This is a genomic window from Exiguobacterium sp. s26, assembly GCF_018618235.1.
Classification (GTDB): domain Bacteria; phylum Bacillota; class Bacilli; order Exiguobacteriales; family Exiguobacteriaceae; genus Exiguobacterium; species Exiguobacterium chiriqhucha.
In genome coordinates, this window is sequence record NZ_JACSLS010000004.1 from 294,121 (window position 1) to 310,307 (window position 16,187).

The following is a 16,187-nucleotide window of genomic DNA, read 5'->3' on the forward strand; positions in this document are numbered from 1 at the left end:
GTTGAATTCAGAGACAAGCGAAACGCCGTGTGGCCATGGCCACATCCGGTGCAGAAGCGATGGCCGAGATGACGGCGACGCCGTCCGCCCCGTCGTTCCGAATCATCGAAACGTGTTCCGGTGAGATGCCGCCAATCCCCACGATTGGCAGCTCTCGATACAAGGCTCGAACTTGGCGGATGAGCACCGTCCCGTTCACTGCCCCGGCGTCTTCTTTCGAATTCGTCGGGTAGACCGGACCGATGCCCACATAATCCGCATGCTCGATGGCCGCCGCTACTTCTTCGAGCGTGTGCACCGAGACACCAAGCCATTTGTTCGGGCCGATTCGCTTACGAACGCGTGCGGCCTCGGCATCATCCTGTCCGATATGCACGCCGTCGGCATCGATGCGCTCTGCTAGTTCGACGTCATCATTGATGATGAACGGAACATCGTATGAGCGGCAGAGTGTTTGCAACGCTCTCGCCATCGCTTCTTTTTTATCCCCATACAGTGCATGTTTACCTTTTTCGCGAAATTGAAAACATGTCACGCCACATTGAAGTGCCGTTTCCACCGTCTGGAGCATGTCTTCCGCGTTTGCGGTTCCGCAAATAAAATAAAGCCGCAACTGCTCAGCGATGGTTCGTTGTGATGGATTCAAGCGTCACACCTGCCTCTCCATGTGTCGCATACGCCCAGTGATTCGTCGGTCCATGTCCGGCACCGATATCGAGTCCATGCGTGATCGCGCTTTGAATGAATCGCTTGGCGGTCACCGTCGCCTCGAGGATGGAATGGCCTTTGGCCAGTTCCGCCGTGAGCGCTGCCGAGAACGTACAACCGGTCCCATGCGTGTCACTCGTCTGGATGCGCGGGGCCGACAGGAGGAACGTCTCTGACGCCGTCATGACCAAATCGTCCGCAGTTGCGCCATCGAGATGTCCGCCTTTTAAAATGACGGCACGGACACCGTACGCTAACATCTGCTCTGCTGCTTTAATCCGGTCTTCAAACGTCCGAATCGTCATCCCCGTCAACACTTCCGCTTCCGGCACGTTCGGCGTGACGACGGTCGCGAGCGGCAAGAGGGATGTCTTGAGCGCCTGGACCGACGAATCCTGAAGCAACGAGGCCCCGCCTTTTGCAATCATGACCGGGTCAACGACGAGCCGATTGAATGTGTGACGCCGCACCCCATCAGCGACCACCTCGATGCGCGCCGCATCGAACAACATCCCGGTCTTGCACGCCGCAATCGTAAAGTCTGAACCGATTGCATCGAGTTGTTGCGTCACGAGTTCCGGTGACACCGCCTCGACCCCATGCACCCCACGAGTATTTTGGGCCGTGACGGCCGTCAAAACACTCGTCCCGAACACACCGAGCTCTTGAAACGTCTTCAAATCAGCTTGAATGCCAGCGCCACCGCCCGAATCCGAACCGGCAATCGTCAACACTTGCTGCCGTATCATGACACCACCTCGATGCGGTCACTCGGCAACTCGACCGCCGTCATCTTGCCGAGCTCATTCAAGAAGTGAACGGGGAAGTCACCCGGCCCGTCGGTCAAAGCGGTAGCGAGTTCCCCGCACCGGGCATAACCGGCTAGCGCTGTCGCCGTGGCCGTAACCGCATCCCGTTCGACCGCAAGGAACGCACCGACGACCGCACTCAGTAAACAACCGGTCCCTGTCGTCCGAGCCATCGCTTCGGTGCCGCCTTTAATTTCAATCGTCACGTCCCCGTCACTGACGATATCCGTCTCTCCGGTCACGGCAACGACACAGTTGTAGCGCTTAGCCGCTTCACGCGCGATGTGATTCAAATCATCCCGCGTTTCCCCAGCGTCAACGCCGCGCGCCGCCGCGTCGAGACCAATCAATGTCGCGATTTCTCCGGCATTCCCACGGATGACCGTCGCACGGACAGATTGCAGAATCGCCTGGGCGACGTCGCGCCGAAATGAGGTCGCCCCGACACCAACCGGATCGAAGACGATCGGACTACCTGCTTGATTCGCCGCCTGTCCGGCTCGAATCATCGTACGTTCCGTCATTGCATCGAGTGTACCGATATTGAGCACGAGCGCATCGCTTAAAGACGCCATCTCGGCCACTTCTTCGACCGCGGACGCCATGACCGGGGCCGCCCCGATGGCGAGCAACCCGTTCGCTGAAAAGTTGGCGACGACGATATTCGTGATGTTGTGGATGAGTGGCCGTTCGGCTCTGACTTTGTCCCATAAGTCGCGCTTCATCGTGTCACCCCCGCCGGTAAATCCCACGACTCGAGCGTCCATGCCATCTCCCAAAACGCATGTTCATAATAACAACTCTTCAAGAACAACTGTTGATACCGAAAGCGTTCTTCCGCTGTCGCTTGTCCGGCGAGCACGTCGAGTCGTTCAATCTGTTCCTCGACGAGGTCGCGGAACCATTCCGACCCGTACGTCGCAATCCACGTCGCATAAATCGGATGATCGGGTGTCGCGTCTTTCATGCGTTCGCCAATCTCGTAATAAACCCAATAGCACGGCAAAATCGACGCGAGCACATCACCGAGCGTTGGACCGGCATGTTGCATATGGAGCGCATAGGCGTAAGCCGTCGGAGCCGGCTCGAACGTCGCCCACTCTGCGTCCGTCACGTTGAGCAAGGTGAAAAACTCACGATGCAGCGCATGCTCTGCTTCGATGGTATGGAGCGCGTGCGTCAAAAAGCGGCTCGCCACTTCCATGTTCGGGGCGAGGGTCGCGCCTTTCGCCTGTACTTTCGAGAACTGATTCAAATAATACGAGTCTTGCATGACGTAATGCCGAAACTTCGCCTCGTCGAGTTCACCCGTTCCGAGCTCGCGGACGAACGGATGGTCAAAGCTGGCTTGAAACAAGGTGTCGGCCTCTTGTCGTAGATGTGCGGTGAATGTCATGTTTTCTCCTCCTTTGTGATCAAAAAAGACGCCGCCTCCCATAACGGAAGCGGCGTCGGATTTACACAAAGTGTACGAAAACAATCGGTTCGCCCACTTCCCTACGCTAGCGTGAACTAGATCAGGTTCAAAGGGTCTGGACCTCGTCCATCTCAGCCGCGTCACGCGACTCCCCTAGTGGTAAACATTATGAAATTCGGTCGTCTACGACCACATCATATCAGTCTTTCCCTGTACTGAAAACCCTTTATCGCGAAAAGCGCCGGTTCAACGACGTCCCCATTTGCGAGAACCGCTCGGTGCCGAGCTTGCGACGGTTCGACGCGGCGAACACGTAATAATCGACTTTGCCCATATAATAAATCAAACGCAGGCCGGCCAAGAAGAACGTGATCGTTGTGCTGACGGCAAAGCCGACACCGTACCAATCGATGCCGCGCGGCAAGAGCAGTAACGTGAACAACGCGTTCAACGTGAAGAACGAGATGTTGACGAACAACGCCCCGCGCCGGTCCTCGAAATAGAGCAACAACAGCGTCAAGATGAGAATCATCGCATTCGCGAACGCCGCGAGCGTCGTCATCCGAAAGATTTGACCAATCTCATCCGGGACGCCAATCCAACTGACGAACGCGCCCGCCATCAGGATGGCGAACAGCGTCACGACGCCTTGGCTCCGCGCGAGTCGAATCAACTCATTTTTCAATACGGACGTCATCGTCTGTTTTGCCTTCTCGATTTGATGGAGTGCCCCGCCGTAGTTGATCAATCCATAAAACGTACGGTAGCGCTCATAAAACCGGGTCTCGACGGCAACGACGAACAACAGTTGCGTCGGGATAATCGTCAAGTAGGACCAAAAGATGGCCGTATCATAATACGGGTTGAACAGGAACGAGTCCGCGATGATGACACGTCCTTCACCGAACCAGATGATGAAATTCGTGACCCAAATCCCGAGCACGTACAACACGCCGATGGCGAACAAGTCTGGATAGCGGTCGAAGTACTTGAAGTACGAGAACTCTTTCACCGCGTAACGGAGCGGGAACGTCCGGAGCATCGCGAAGAACAACCCGAACAACGTCACAATCATCCCGACCGTGAAACCGAGCAACAGCTCGAGACTCGACGGGTCGACCATGAGACGGCTAATCGCATAGACGCTCCCGACCGAGATAAGTCCGCCGAGCAGGAAGCTATAGGCCACCGCTTGATAATACTTGGCGGCACTTAAAAACAAGAACATGACCCAGATGACGTTAATCGTCATGAATAAAACGAACAACGTCAGTTTGTACAGAAAATCGAGCGGCGACAATAGCCAAAAGATACTATACAGCAAGCTTGCCGCGAGAATCGTCACTTTGAGCATCCCGGTGAACACCGGGAAAATCTCATGTGCCTTCTTCTCATAAAACAAGTCCGCCACGTATCGGGTGACGACGAGCTGTTGAAAACTGAACAAGATTTGCGAGAAGATGAACGCGTACGAGACCGAGATCATGAAGAGCGTCCGTTCGGCGAGCGACAACGTCGGCATTTGGAACGCCAACCATTGAATCGTACCGACGACCAAGATGACAATCAACCACGGTCCGGATGTGACGAGGCCGGAGAACGTGTACGCCTTCAGCCGGGACGAATAGTAGTCTTCTTGGAACAACTTCTGTAACTTAAACCCGATGCCCGCCATACTGTTCCCTCCTCGCTTCATAGATAGCCTTATAGCGGTCCACGACTTGTTGGAGACGATAATATTGGCGGACCCGCTCCCGTCCGTTCTTGCCGAACCGCATTCGTTCCTGCGGGTAATCCATCATCCATTCGACTTTGTCGGCGACCGCTTCCGGATGAACCGGTGGCACGATGAAACCGGCCGGACCAAACGGGTCATCCGCTCGTCCGTATAAAAGCTCGGAACAGGCGCCGACATCGGTGGCGACCCACGGAATCCCGGCGGCCATGCCTTCGAGAATCGCGAGCGGCTGCCCTTCCGAGATGCTCGTCAGGAGCAGTAAATCAAAGGTCGGCAAATACGTTTGGACGTCCACTTTCCCGGCCAGTTCGACATAATCGCTCAATCCGCTCTGTTCGATGAGCAGACGGCACTCTTCCGCATATTCTTCATCCTCGTCGAGTGGACCCATGATTGTCAGTTTGAACAGACGATGCCGCTCCTGCAAAATCTTGGCGGCGTAAATCATCGTCTTCAAGTCTTTGATGGGAACGAGGCGGACGATGGCACCGATTTGAAAGAGGTCGTGCTCCGGACGATTGACCGTCGCCTGGATTTGTCGGTCGGCAATCCCGTTGGCGATAATTTTCGTCTTCTCGCTCGGGGCGCCGATCCATTCCTGATATTCGCGATTCCGCTCGAACAAGGTGATAATTTCATCGGCCGCGTTATACGCCTCGCGGGACAAGTGGTGGAAGAACCGGACCCATCTCGGCTTATACGGCGCCGGAATCCAATACGACTGTAAAATTTCTTCCTCGCGTTCACGGGAATAAATGCCATGCTCGGTCAAGATGAACGGGATCCCTTGCGTCTCTTTCATGTAGGAAGCGACTACCCCGGCATAACCCGTCGATACGGAATGGACGAGGTCGACTTTCGGGAGCGGCTGATGGAGCACCCGCAAAATCGGGGTGTACATGCTTTGCCACATCCAGAAATAGTCGATGAACGAGCCGCCGTTCATCTCTTCGGCGTAGGCGGCCTTCACGTTGCGCCAAAAGAACTCGCTCGCGAAAAACGCCTCGCTCGAAGGCACTTCTTTCCCGAGTAGTCGCAACGCTTGCCGGTTCGGGCTTCTTAACATGAGCCAATCCGACACGTTCTGTTCGTCGTCGGCACCCCACTTCAATCGTCCCCTCGCGCGTTCACCTACGTCGTTCAAATACAGATGGGTGATGCCGGAGACGTTCGGAGGGAGCGCGTATTTCATGTCTTCTGGCCGTTTCTCGGTCGGTTGAATCGAGATGATTTCAAACGACACCTCGGGCATCGCCTCGATTAACGTCTGCGTCCAGCTCGATACGCCTCCGCTCACGTACGGATAACTGCCCTCTAAGACAAGTCCGATTTTCATTGCGCTTCCCCCTTGATGTCGATCTCAGCGTTCGCCGATGTCAGTTTGACGAGATAGAGCGGTCGGTCGGCCTCCCACTGCTCGACCGTCCCGAAATCAAACTTTCCTGTCTCGAGTGACTGGCCCGGTTTCAGGCGAATCGTAAAATGAGACGGGTTGACGAGCCCTTCCCCGGCCAAATAGACCGTCGACTCATCGAACGTGACGTTCAAATCAGCTTGTTGGTAGGTGATCATCTTTTCGGTCGCGTAATGTTGCGTATACGCTTCGAGATGCGGATATTGGTCTCTCACGTCATGGACGATTTTTCGCAGGCTCGTGAACATCGTATCCCAGTCCCGTCCGAAGGCCCGGTCTGGATCGATGACATCATCCGGGTGAATGAAGTGTGAAAACACGCCGAAGTTGGCGATTGCATCGACCATCTGAAAAATCGAGCCGCGCTCTTCCCCGTAATCGCTCGTCACGCGCGGGAAATGATAGAGATTCGGGTGCGTCGCATCAAATTCGAACTCTTGCACGAAATCCCCGCTTTCCGGTTCTCCGGTGTAGAGCGAGGCGATTGTACGAAGTTCCGGCAACGCCTCGGCAATCGCATCGACCCCGGTCCGGTTGAGCGCGTTCGACGGTGGGACGTATGACTTGAGCGTCTCGGCCGGGAAATAGTTCGCAAATACGGATTCGGCCTGTAATAACGACCGTTTCATCTCGTCTTTATCTTTCCACGGGATATATCCATACGTCGGATCAATCGGTTCATCGGCCGTGACGAGCGACTGATGATTATAGCCATGCAGGCCGATTTCACCGCCGTGGGCAATCAGTTTTCGCCCGAAATACAACATCGGAAACTCGCCGCGCTTAATCAACTGCTCATCGACAAGTTCCATCTCTTCCTCATACGTCCCAATCATGGCACCTGTATAAATCACATCGTCGTCTTTCGCTAAATCGACCATGTCTTCCCACCAATCTTCGGCGAAGAAGTCTTTGACGGATTTATCAAGCGGGGTGGCAGAGACATCTTTCATCTTCCCATCCATGACCGGTGCCGGGAAATCATCAATGTACATGAGTTTGATGGCCGCTTGTGCCGTGACGAACGCCGGTGGCATCGTGCCGAGCGTCTGCACGAACAGCCCGCGAATCATCTTTTGGTTCGTGATGGTCGTGTTCCAGTATAGGACGTTCCCTTCGCCGACTCCGTATTCCCACAGGATTGGGAAACCTTCGGCTGACAACATGACGTTGGCGTCATCCGCGATCGCAAAGTCGACGACGCTATGAACGAACAGGTCGTCCGGCGGATTCAAGTCGACATAGCCCGGGAAAATCGTCTCCTCGAAATTCAAGCCGTATACGTCCGGCACATACTCACCAATTTCTTCAATCCCGGTCAACGCGTTCCACGCGGGGTCTTTGAACCGGTTCGCGAACACGAGGTTGCCGCCCTGTTCGACGTAACGCTTCATCGCGACGAACGGCCATCTCGATGAATCTTCTCCGGTAAAAATGATAATCGTATACGGAGAAGGCGCAATCGATCCGACGACACCAGGACTGACTTCACGCACGTCGAGCTTCGCGTACTGCAAGCCGTGACGCAGATTGTCCGCCGTCTCGACCGCCAAATCTCCTTCATCCCGGACGAGATAAATTTGAAGTTGATGTTCGCCCGCTTTCGCTGACGCATCACTCTTCAATTGATCGATATTCATCTGCTGCTCGGCGACGTTCGGCAGTAACGTGTGCAGCGAATGAATCCGTAAGTATTGAATCGCACCGACGATGACTAGAAATAAGACGATGAAGAGCGAGAATGAGATTACAGTTCGTTTTTCCATGATGTCGTGTCACTCCATTCTTCAAACAACAGTCGGTACTCATACGGCACATCCTCGAGCGAAAACTGGGTCTGCATCATAAACATGACCGCCTTCACTTCGTTCCAACGCTCCCGCTCATAATAGAAGTTGATGAGCATGAGGTGGGCCTCGATTCGTTCAGGGAAATGATGGACGTACTCCTTCAGGATGTTCAATTGCTCTTTCGGATGCTGTAACGTGAGATAAATCTCGTTCAAGTCTTCATAAATCCATGGTGCCGGCGGATAGAGCGTCTTTACTTTTAACAATTCTTCAAGCCATGCGGTCTGCTTGTCCTTCAACATGACCTCAGTGATGAGCTCGCTATGAATCATCCGTTTATAGATTGTCGCGAGCCGTTGAATCGTGTCCGGATTCCCTAAATCATACTCGCGTTTCGCTAATTTCAGTTCTTGTTCATACTGATCGATCAAGATATTCATCGTCGCTGCCGCATAGTGGACGGTCTCACTGTCCTTGCTCTCGAGACCCATCTGCAAATATTTCCCTTGCTGGTCAATCGACTGGTTGACGTGCGTCAAAATCGAATGTTTTCGGATGGCCGGATCTTTGGAATTGATGGCATCGGTGAGCGGTAACAAGTGCGCGCTACTATTCGCTTCATGACGAATCTGTTCATAGTTGACGACTTTGAAATCGATATAGTCGTCATAGTCTTCAATCAGACCGCTCCGGCCAAAGCGCTCAGCCAAACGATACACCGCATAGACGGCAAGTTCGGCCAGAAACGGTAAGAACAGACCGAAGCTGAGCGCCGCCACCGCGACGCCATAATCCGGCGCTTTCATTCTTCGTTTCAACACGATCAATAATCCGAAGGCGAGCAGTGCATGAACGACATAAATCCCGATCAATACGAGACGAATGGTAGACTCCATCCCGTCACACTCCCTTCTGGATCAAAATCCCTTCGATCCGGTCATAGATCCGTTGACGGTGTTCTTCACTCGTTCCTGGGAGTAAGAGCAACAGCTTGTTCTCATCCGGGTCATACCCGACGACATCGATCTCCCGTAAATAAGAATGGACGATGGCCTCGATACTCTCGAGTGAGACAGGCTCATAGCCGAGCGGATATTCGAGGACGATATACGGCTGTCCATGGTGAATCTTCTTTTGTTCTTGGATGGCGACGAGTTCTGTGAACGCTGTTTTCTTATAAAACGAGGTGCCTTTATGCATCTTCTCGTGCTGCTCTTTACGAATCAGGTTCTCGGCATTTTGAATGCGTGTGCCAATCCACGAGAAGAGGATATTGAGAACGTGCAAGTCATCGGTCGTCAATTTCCGAAGCGGCAACCGTTTGATGACGACGACTTCTCGGGTCATCCCGTCCACGATGATCGGTGCGAGCAACATCGGGTCCGTGTCCTCGTCGTCGAGTTGACGGAGCGTCGTCTCTTGCACTTGGAAGAACCGTTTGAACATACTCGACGCCTCATCGAGAAAAATCGTTTGCGGAAACTCTTTCTTGTCCGTTTGGCGAATCAAGAGGCGCATCGACTTCTGGGAACGGTCGACGTGGTAGATGGCGACGTCACTCGCGAGGAACGTTTTTTTCAACAGGCGAATCGTCTCGCTCCGAATCAATTCTGGATGCGGTAAATCAAGCGATACGGCCAGTTCATACAATTGGTTCAAGCTGTACTCGGATTGAAGTAGTTTTTGACGAAGTGTGGTTTGCGAAGTGTTGAGTAAATCGACGGTCTCTTTCAAATACGTGTTTTCATCTTTCAGTTCTTCGTTGCGGAACTGGCTGATTTCGTAACGCTCTCGAAATGAGGTGCTGAACAACCCGACGATGACAGTGATGGCGAAGTAGTAAAACAGTGTAAGAAGTGAGTTTGTATCGTAGAACAACAGGAAGATGTCTCCTCCCATTAAGCCGGTGTATAACACTTTATAGAGGAGCAAAATGCCGAAACTGATTAAGCCAAAAATCGTTCCATACCTGAGCGCGAACAGGATGGCGGCCACGTAAAACAAGTTCAGTTCATTTTGAATCGTGCCTAGGCTGAAGAATAAATCGATTCCGATCAATAGTGCGAACACGACAAGAATCTCGACCCATTTGAGCCATGGACGGTCTTGAGCGTACAGAATGATAATCCCCTCCTCATGGATAACATCTCTTCAGTTTTTAATGCGGGATGGTCCCCTGCCCTCGGACAGGTATACATAGTCCTTATCTTCCCTTACCCTAATTACCCCCTAAAAATCCCATGTATTGTAATATGTCGGTTCGTGATAATGGATGAATCCGTTCGCTTCGGCCATATCCCGACTTGTCGCCTCTTCTTGGTCTGAGACGGTGAGGACAGCGATTCCATATTCGTCTTGAATCGCGTTCATTCGATCGAGCATCTCCATCGACCAAGAGTCGGACGTGATTTCCGTGTAGTTAAAACCTTCCCACATGAAGCCTTCCACATAAGGCGCACTCGTTCGTTCAAGCGTCTCGATGCCCCAGTTTTGGACGACTGGGACGCCCGGATATGCCTTTTCAATCGCTTGTAAAAAGGCCTCGAGCCCAGCCAACTGTTCTTCTAAGTCGTCCGGATAGTCGAGGTGGACGTCATCGATATCCCCGACCGTGTCGAGAAAAATTCCGTCCAGATGTTTATTGATGACTTGTTTTTGAATTTCACGGATTAAAATTTTACGGAAGTCGGACGAGCTGATATCCGTCAAATACGAATCCCATTTCGGGAAATAGATGCGTTCCCCGTCCCGATAGAAGAAATCGTCTTTGTCCATTTGGCCGATGAGCGCACGATTCCACGTATCTGCTTCCATCACGTTAATATAGCCGAGCACTTTCGTCCCGTTCGAGCGGATCGTCTCAATCTGTTCCGGCGTATACCAAATCGGTTCGATGATGACGAGGTCGTATCGGGCCATGTCTTCAATGATCGCCTCGGTCGGCATGTTATAAAAAATCTTATAGGAATGGATCTCATCAAAATCAAACGGCTCTTTCGTCGTACATCCTCCTAAAAAGAAGATGAACAATAAGCCGCTCACTAAACATCGTCGCACTCGGACACCTCCTTGTTGAATGAATCCGTCTTGGTGTGAATCGGTCCGTTTGACGGTGAACGATCAGGGAAACAACATAGTACAGACTGTCACAGAAGGGAGAAATGGGCGTGAATTCCATTTTATTGACGATTGCCCTATTATTCGTCGGCTTGAACGTGTTTACCTTCTTTCGGCGCCAAACGTATAGACAGACCGGCTTCGATATGCGCTTGTTCAGCCACTTGTTCGTCAGCCTACTCGGCGTCATGATCGGGTTTGCCTTGATTTACTACGCGCTATCACGCGATGGCGTCATATTGGTGACGTCACTCGAGACGATGAACGCGGTCGATCCGAACTGGCGCAATCTGCTTTACTTCAGCGGGGTCACGTTGCTGTCTATCGGATTCGGCGACCTGCTGCCAATCGGTCCGGCCCGGTTGTTCGCCTTGCTCGAAGCGGCCATCGGGATTTTGTTGCCGACAGCATTTTTTGTAAAATCGATATACAAAAAAGAAGACTGAAGAAAACAGTCTTCTAACGTCCAGTAATCAGCAAATACATGTTGAAGGCGACAAGTCCAAGCGGAAATAAGGCCACGACTAAAATCGGCCATTTTTTCGTCCGGATGCCGACAAATAAGAGTAAACTCCCCACTAGGAGCGCGATGAACGTCGTATACGGATTCAAGCGTCATTCCCCCTTCTATAGAGGGGCTTTTCCCGACTCAACCGAAAACTAATCGTTTGAACACCAAAGCGTCGAAAAGGCGTCACGAATTCGTCGGGCTTCCATCTCCGCAAACGGATATCCGGCTTGGTCGGCCACGCGGCGACTGACACATTCAAATTGTTCCACCAACGTCGCATGGGCCGTTTCCATCGCTGTCACTTCGACCAAAGTGTATGTATCAAGATAAGCCTGCCATACTTCAGGGGCCAGATGCTTCTCAAGCCCATCCCCAGACTTTCCTCCGTTCGCCGTAAAGTTTGTCGCAAAGCCGACGTCCCATGCAAGCATCTGCCGGAGCATCGTTCGCATGATCGTCACATGGTCGAAAGCGTATAACAGTTGACCCCGCTTGATACCTTTGACGACGTAAAGCGACACCCACCAAAACTCGTTCCAACACTGCTCATAGTCAAATCGGCTCGGTCGGTGGATGCGGTACGTGTCATCAGATGGAATCGGTTCACCGGCAATCCCGTCTTTATCGACGAGGACGAGACTGAGTGAGTCCGCTTGAATCGCCTGTTGCACGTCACGCAGCGGGCGAACGGTCAAATCGACGCGATGACCGGCTGCAAACTGGACGAGAAACGCGAAACGCTCATATTCGTCGCCTCCCGGCACCTCGTCCGGCATCTGCATGATCAAGACGTCCCCGAGCGGCAGCATCCAGGAACGGTCCTCGATGAACGTGGTCACGTCTTCGACGAAACAAGTGACATCGACGTCTTGAAAGAAGTCCACCGGCACGTTCGGATTGACGAGCGACCCGTTCAAGACGAGGACGCGGACGTCTTCCCGCTCCGCGGCCACGGACGTCAAATGCTCGAGCACTTGCTCATTGGTCATATGACGTTCGCCCCGAGCGAGCGGGCGATTTGGACGGCCTGTATCACATCGATCGTCGCTTGTTTCAGGATGACGTCCGAGAAATCGACCCCGTCCATCTCGGCCCCTACAAAATCGGCACCGGTGCAATCCGCGTGCTGCAACACGGCGCGGGACAAGACGGCGTTCGTCCAGCGTGATTCTTTCAAATCCGCACCGTATAAATCGGCCTCGGTCAACCGGACACCGGACCAATCCATCTTCCGGAGCGGGGCGTGACGCAGATTGACGAACGACCAATCTCCTTCACGCACGACGACCCCTTCGAACGTGCATGACTCGAACGACGAGCCTGTCATCTTGCACTGATCGAACTCGCTCAAAAACAGATTCGCCCCATTGAACTGACAGTTCAAGAACGAGCTGCCGCTGTGGCGCGAGGCGTTCCACTTCGAATCGGTGAAGTCACAGTTGATGAAACGACACTGTTCGGTCTCGAACTCGGTCGCATCGATATAGGTGAAGCGACAGTTCTCGAACGTCGTCTGCGTAAGTTGGATGTCACGGAGCGTCTCGTCGCGGAAGTCCTCACCTTTATAACTCTCATTTGATTGAAACATGACCTGCCTCCTTGGCGTATACTTGATGTAGCTTAAGGAATGGAGTGATGAAAATGGATATCGTATTTCCGACCGAGCACGGCACGTTCAATTATCGCGTTGCCGGCATCTGGGTCCAGGACGGTCATTTGCTCGTTCATCGGAACGTGAACGATGACTTTTGGGCGTTGCCGGGCGGCCGGGTCGGCATCGGCGAAGAAGCCGAGCTCGCCTTGACGCGTGAGCTGCAAGAAGAACTCGAAGCGACACTGACGGGAACGACGTTCGCTTTCGTCTCCGAAAATTTCTTCACGTATTTGGAGCGCACCGTGCATGAGATCGGCATGTACTTTTATGTATCGGGTGACCTCCCGCTCCGGCATGGAGACTTCCACGGACCGGAAGGCGATCACCTCATCTATCGTTGGCAGCCGCTCGACGCGCTCCGGGACTTGAAACTCTTCCCGGAGACACTCTATGCGTTGCCGCAATCACTGCCGCCCCACTTTATCGATCGCTGAGCTTGATAGAATCGACTTCAACTCGTGCAAGTCTTGAATCTCATATGTCGTCTCGACCGACGCCGCAATCTCGTGCGGATTGTACCAGCACGTGTCGAGCCCATACATGCGCCCGCCGGCGATATCTGCCGTCAGCGAGTCACCGACGATGAGTCCACGTTGCGGTGCCACGTTCGGCACGCGGTCGAACACGTAATCGAAGAACGGTTCCATCGGCTTTTGCGATCCGGTCGCATCCGAGACGAACACATCCTTGAAATAAGGAAGCAGTCCCGACGCTTCGAGCCGCTTGAACTGCGTCTCCGTCACACCGTTCGTGACGATATAGAGCGGATACTGTTCACTGAGCGTTTGGACGAGCTCGAGTGCCCCATCGATGATGTGTACCCCGTCGTGCAAATGGTCGCGATAGCGCTGTTCGACTTCATGCGCGTCGATTGTGATGCCGAGCGTATCGAACAGTTGCGTGTGTCGGCCCATTAAGACGTCTTCCCGTCCGACCTCGCCACGCTCGAACGCGCGCCATAATCCGTTATTGATCGTCACGTACTGTTGTTTCAATTCATCTGTCATCCGAACGTTGTGTGCCGCGAGCAACTGCTCCAAGGCGACGTGCTCGCTCTGTTTAAAGTCGAGCAACGTGTCGTCGACATCGAATAAAATCGCTTCATACCGTTTCATAATCTCTATTACCCCTCTCTGCCTCTAATGTACAGGAACAGACATAGAAGTTCAAAAAAGGAGCGAGCCCTATGCCCAAAAAGCCAATCACCAACCTCGAGTATTCGAACAAAGAACTCGAATCGTTTTTTTACTTTGCCGATGAGACATTCGGCATCGATTTTCGCGAGTGGTACAAAGCTGGCGAATGGACTGACCACTATCGCTGTTATTCATTGACGTTCTATCGGAATGTCATCTCGAACGTCGGGATGAGCCGAATGACAGTGATGATGGACGGAACCGCGCGCGAAGCGTATCAAATCGGAACGGTCATGACGGACGAGATCCGACAAGGACAAGGGCTCGCCACCCGCATCTTTAAGCATTTGTTCAAGCAGCATGACACGGATGGGTTACCTTATTTTTTGGCTTGTGACGAAGGGGTTGCACCATTTTACGAGCAACAGGGGTTCTCCGTCCAACCCGAACCGGAGCTATTCGTTTCAGTCTCGGGATCGGCTTCCCTACTCGAACATGTTGACGTCGATGCCGAACAGTGGCGTCGTTTCAAACTAGAGTCACTCCCGTTTTCACCGCGTCTGTATACGACAGACGACATGCACATTTGGATGTTCCATTACTATCAAGGGATGGACGAGGACGTGTATCGTTTCGATGACGTCCATGTCATTTATATGATTGAGCGCTCGCGCTTAAACTTGTATGCCGTGCTGTCGCCGCGGCCTGTCGATATGCGTGACGTCGTGGCCCGGCTCTCCTTTGAAGGCATCACCGAAATCGTCTTTAAATTCACGCCGGACCTGGACGGTGTGGAGCAACGTCCGTCCCGCGAAGGCCAATGGATGATTCGCATGAACGAAGGACAATTTTTCCCGGAAGGTTGTCGCTTTCCTTATTTATCGAAAGCATGAAAAAAACTCGCCTTAGGGGCGAGTTTTTTGCGTATGAAAGGCATGTCCGAGCGACTGCGCCGCTTCTTTGACGGCTCGTCGCGCTTCCGGAACGTATGCGTAGTAGTTGACGAAGCCGTGGATGAGTCCTCCGTAATTGTGATACGTCACCGGGACACCGAGACTAATCAATTTATTGGCGTACGCTCGGCCGAGGTCACGGAGCGGGTCATATTCTGCCGTCAACAGCGTCGTCGGCGGCAGTTTCGCCAAATGTGGCGAAACGATCGGCGAGGCGTAGGGGTGGGTCAATTCAGTCTCGTCATGAAAGTATTGGTGTTGGAACCAACGAATCAACGCCTCGTCGAGCAAATAGCCGGTCGCATACTCGATTAACGATAACGGCAGATTCTCCTCGGTCCCCGTCACCGGATAAAATAACAGCTGATGCATGGCGAGGGGACGGCCTTGCTCGATGGCCATCAAAGCGCTGACCGTGGCGAGCGTCCCCCCAGCGCTGTCACCGCCGACGGCGATGCGCTCGGCATCGATTTCGAGTTCCGAGGCGTGATCCGCAATCCAAACGAGCGCCTCATAGCTGTCGTAGACGGCTGTCGGGAATTTATGTTCCGGCGCGAGTCGATAACCGACCGAGATGACGGTACAGTCGGCCTCATTCGCGATCGTCCGGCAAATCGCATCATGCGTGTCGAGACTCCCCGTGACATAGCCACCCCCGTGATAATAGACGAGGGCAGGGGCAAGCGTTCGACTCGATCGATAGATGCGGATTGGAAGTGAGCGATTCGGGAGCGTGATCCAGCGCTCCTCGACATCAAGCACATGTTCTCTATGTTGAAATCGGGTCATCATTGCGTCTTCTTGTCGTCTTAATTCGAGCGGATCCAATTGGTCATATGTGGTCGAGAGCTGATTTTGAAACTGGTTCAAATAAAATTGAATCGTCGGATTGACTGGCAATGGGAATCCCTTCTTTCTCTTTTAGGCGTTCAGTTGCCTA

General features: G+C 53.1%; 18 protein-coding genes and 1 riboswitch. Of the genes, 3 read left to right on the plus strand and 15 right to left on the minus strand.

Translation table 11 applies throughout. The features are described 5' to 3' along the window. Nucleotides 1-7: 7 nt before the first annotated feature. The 10 genes from thiE to KNP82_RS08630 all read right to left on the minus strand — a co-directional run bounded on the left by thiE (nucleotide 8) and on the right by KNP82_RS08630 (nucleotide 10,933). Nucleotides 8-646 (minus strand): thiamine phosphate synthase, encoded by a 639-nt coding sequence (gene thiE / locus KNP82_RS08585; RefSeq protein ID WP_029594509.1) that lies wholly within the window; start codon nucleotides 644-646, stop codon nucleotides 8-10. Beyond that, nucleotides 618-1,454, minus strand: a complete 837-nt coding sequence (gene thiD, locus KNP82_RS08590; RefSeq protein WP_035385705.1) for a bifunctional hydroxymethylpyrimidine kinase/phosphomethylpyrimidine kinase — start codon at nucleotides 1,452-1,454, stop codon at nucleotides 618-620. The genes thiE and thiD overlap by 29 nt, the downstream gene beginning before the upstream one ends. Continuing rightward, nucleotides 1,454-2,242 carry a hydroxyethylthiazole kinase gene (gene thiM / locus KNP82_RS08595; RefSeq protein ID WP_029594507.1) on the minus strand — a complete coding sequence of 263 codons (789 nt, stop codon included), beginning with the start codon at nucleotides 2,240-2,242 and terminating at the stop codon, nucleotides 1,454-1,456. Before thiM ends, thiD begins: the two co-directional genes overlap by 1 nt. After that, nucleotides 2,239-2,913 carry a thiaminase II gene (gene tenA, locus KNP82_RS08600; RefSeq protein ID WP_029594505.1) on the minus strand — a complete coding sequence of 225 codons (675 nt, stop codon included), beginning with the start codon at nucleotides 2,911-2,913 and terminating at the stop codon, nucleotides 2,239-2,241. The genes thiM and tenA overlap by 4 nt, the downstream gene beginning before the upstream one ends. A gap of 81 nt (nucleotides 2,914-2,994) precedes the next feature. Further along, a riboswitch (TPP riboswitch) is annotated at nucleotides 2,995-3,099 on the minus strand. Nucleotides 3,100-3,160: 61 nt separating this feature from the next. Beyond that, nucleotides 3,161-4,609: an exopolysaccharide Pel transporter PelG gene (gene pelG, locus KNP82_RS08605; RefSeq protein ID WP_029594504.1), complete on the minus strand. Its 1,449-nt coding sequence runs from the start codon at nucleotides 4,607-4,609 to the stop codon at nucleotides 3,161-3,163. Then, nucleotides 4,590-6,008 (minus strand): GT4 family glycosyltransferase PelF, encoded by a 1,419-nt coding sequence (gene pelF, locus KNP82_RS08610; protein WP_021065926.1) that lies wholly within the window; start codon nucleotides 6,006-6,008, stop codon nucleotides 4,590-4,592. Before pelF ends, pelG begins: the two co-directional genes overlap by 20 nt. Next, nucleotides 6,005-7,852, minus strand: coding sequence for a DUF2194 domain-containing protein (locus KNP82_RS08615; RefSeq protein WP_029594503.1), 1,848 nt, complete (start codon nucleotides 7,850-7,852; stop codon nucleotides 6,005-6,007). Before KNP82_RS08615 ends, pelF begins: the two co-directional genes overlap by 4 nt. After that, nucleotides 7,834-8,772 carry a tetratricopeptide repeat protein gene (locus tag KNP82_RS08620; protein ID WP_214827600.1) on the minus strand — a complete coding sequence of 313 codons (939 nt, stop codon included), beginning with the start codon at nucleotides 8,770-8,772 and terminating at the stop codon, nucleotides 7,834-7,836. The genes KNP82_RS08615 and KNP82_RS08620 overlap by 19 nt, the downstream gene beginning before the upstream one ends. A gap of 4 nt (nucleotides 8,773-8,776) precedes the next feature. Continuing rightward, nucleotides 8,777-9,946: a GAF domain-containing protein gene (locus KNP82_RS08625; protein WP_214798571.1), complete on the minus strand. Its 1,170-nt coding sequence runs from the start codon at nucleotides 9,944-9,946 to the stop codon at nucleotides 8,777-8,779. Between the two features lie 159 nt (nucleotides 9,947-10,105). Further along, a complete protein-coding gene (locus KNP82_RS08630; RefSeq protein WP_240731278.1) occupies nucleotides 10,106-10,933 on the minus strand; it encodes a glycoside hydrolase family 191 protein in 828 nt (275 codons plus the stop codon). A 104-nt stretch (nucleotides 10,934-11,037) separates the two neighbouring features. Here KNP82_RS08630 and KNP82_RS08635 point away from each other — a divergent pair, with 104 nt between their 5' ends. Then, the gene (locus tag KNP82_RS08635) at nucleotides 11,038-11,439 is read left to right on the plus strand and encodes an ion channel (RefSeq protein WP_138858627.1); all 402 of its coding nucleotides are present in this window, start codon (nucleotides 11,038-11,040) and stop codon (nucleotides 11,437-11,439) included. A 13-nt stretch (nucleotides 11,440-11,452) separates the two neighbouring features. Here the strand turns inward: KNP82_RS08635 and KNP82_RS08640 are convergent, their stop codons facing one another. From KNP82_RS08640 to KNP82_RS08650, 3 genes are read right to left on the minus strand one after another with little or no spacing between them, the layout of a single operon-like run. Further along, the gene (locus KNP82_RS08640; protein WP_034779628.1) at nucleotides 11,453-11,605 is read right to left on the minus strand and encodes a hypothetical protein; all 153 of its coding nucleotides are present in this window, start codon (nucleotides 11,603-11,605) and stop codon (nucleotides 11,453-11,455) included. A 48-nt stretch (nucleotides 11,606-11,653) separates the two neighbouring features. Then, nucleotides 11,654-12,493 (minus strand): aminoglycoside 6-adenylyltransferase, encoded by an 840-nt coding sequence (locus tag KNP82_RS08645; RefSeq protein WP_214798568.1) that lies wholly within the window; start codon nucleotides 12,491-12,493, stop codon nucleotides 11,654-11,656. Further along, on the minus strand, nucleotides 12,490-13,092 hold the full coding sequence (locus tag KNP82_RS08650) for a pentapeptide repeat-containing protein (RefSeq protein ID WP_058765043.1): 603 nt from the start codon (nucleotides 13,090-13,092) through the stop codon (nucleotides 12,490-12,492). Before KNP82_RS08650 ends, KNP82_RS08645 begins: the two co-directional genes overlap by 4 nt. Nucleotides 13,093-13,145: 53 nt before the next feature. Here KNP82_RS08650 and KNP82_RS08655 point away from each other — a divergent pair, with 53 nt between their 5' ends. After that, nucleotides 13,146-13,592, plus strand: coding sequence for an NUDIX hydrolase (locus KNP82_RS08655; RefSeq protein WP_021065918.1), 447 nt, complete (start codon nucleotides 13,146-13,148; stop codon nucleotides 13,590-13,592). Here KNP82_RS08655 and KNP82_RS08660 read toward each other — a convergent pair. Then, the gene (locus tag KNP82_RS08660; protein ID WP_214827603.1) at nucleotides 13,563-14,273 is read right to left on the minus strand and encodes a YjjG family noncanonical pyrimidine nucleotidase; all 711 of its coding nucleotides are present in this window, start codon (nucleotides 14,271-14,273) and stop codon (nucleotides 13,563-13,565) included. The genes KNP82_RS08655 and KNP82_RS08660 overlap by 30 nt on opposite strands. Before the next feature lie 71 nt (nucleotides 14,274-14,344). Here KNP82_RS08660 and KNP82_RS08665 point away from each other — a divergent pair, with 71 nt between their 5' ends. Then, nucleotides 14,345-15,187 (plus strand): GNAT family N-acetyltransferase, encoded by an 843-nt coding sequence (locus KNP82_RS08665; protein ID WP_214798565.1) that lies wholly within the window; start codon nucleotides 14,345-14,347, stop codon nucleotides 15,185-15,187. 12 nt (nucleotides 15,188-15,199) lie between these two features. On the opposite strand, the gene KNP82_RS08670 is transcribed toward KNP82_RS08665, so the two are convergent. Further along, nucleotides 15,200-16,147, minus strand: coding sequence for an alpha/beta hydrolase (locus KNP82_RS08670; RefSeq protein ID WP_029594495.1), 948 nt, complete (start codon nucleotides 16,145-16,147; stop codon nucleotides 15,200-15,202). Between the last annotated feature and the right edge of the window lie 40 nt (nucleotides 16,148-16,187).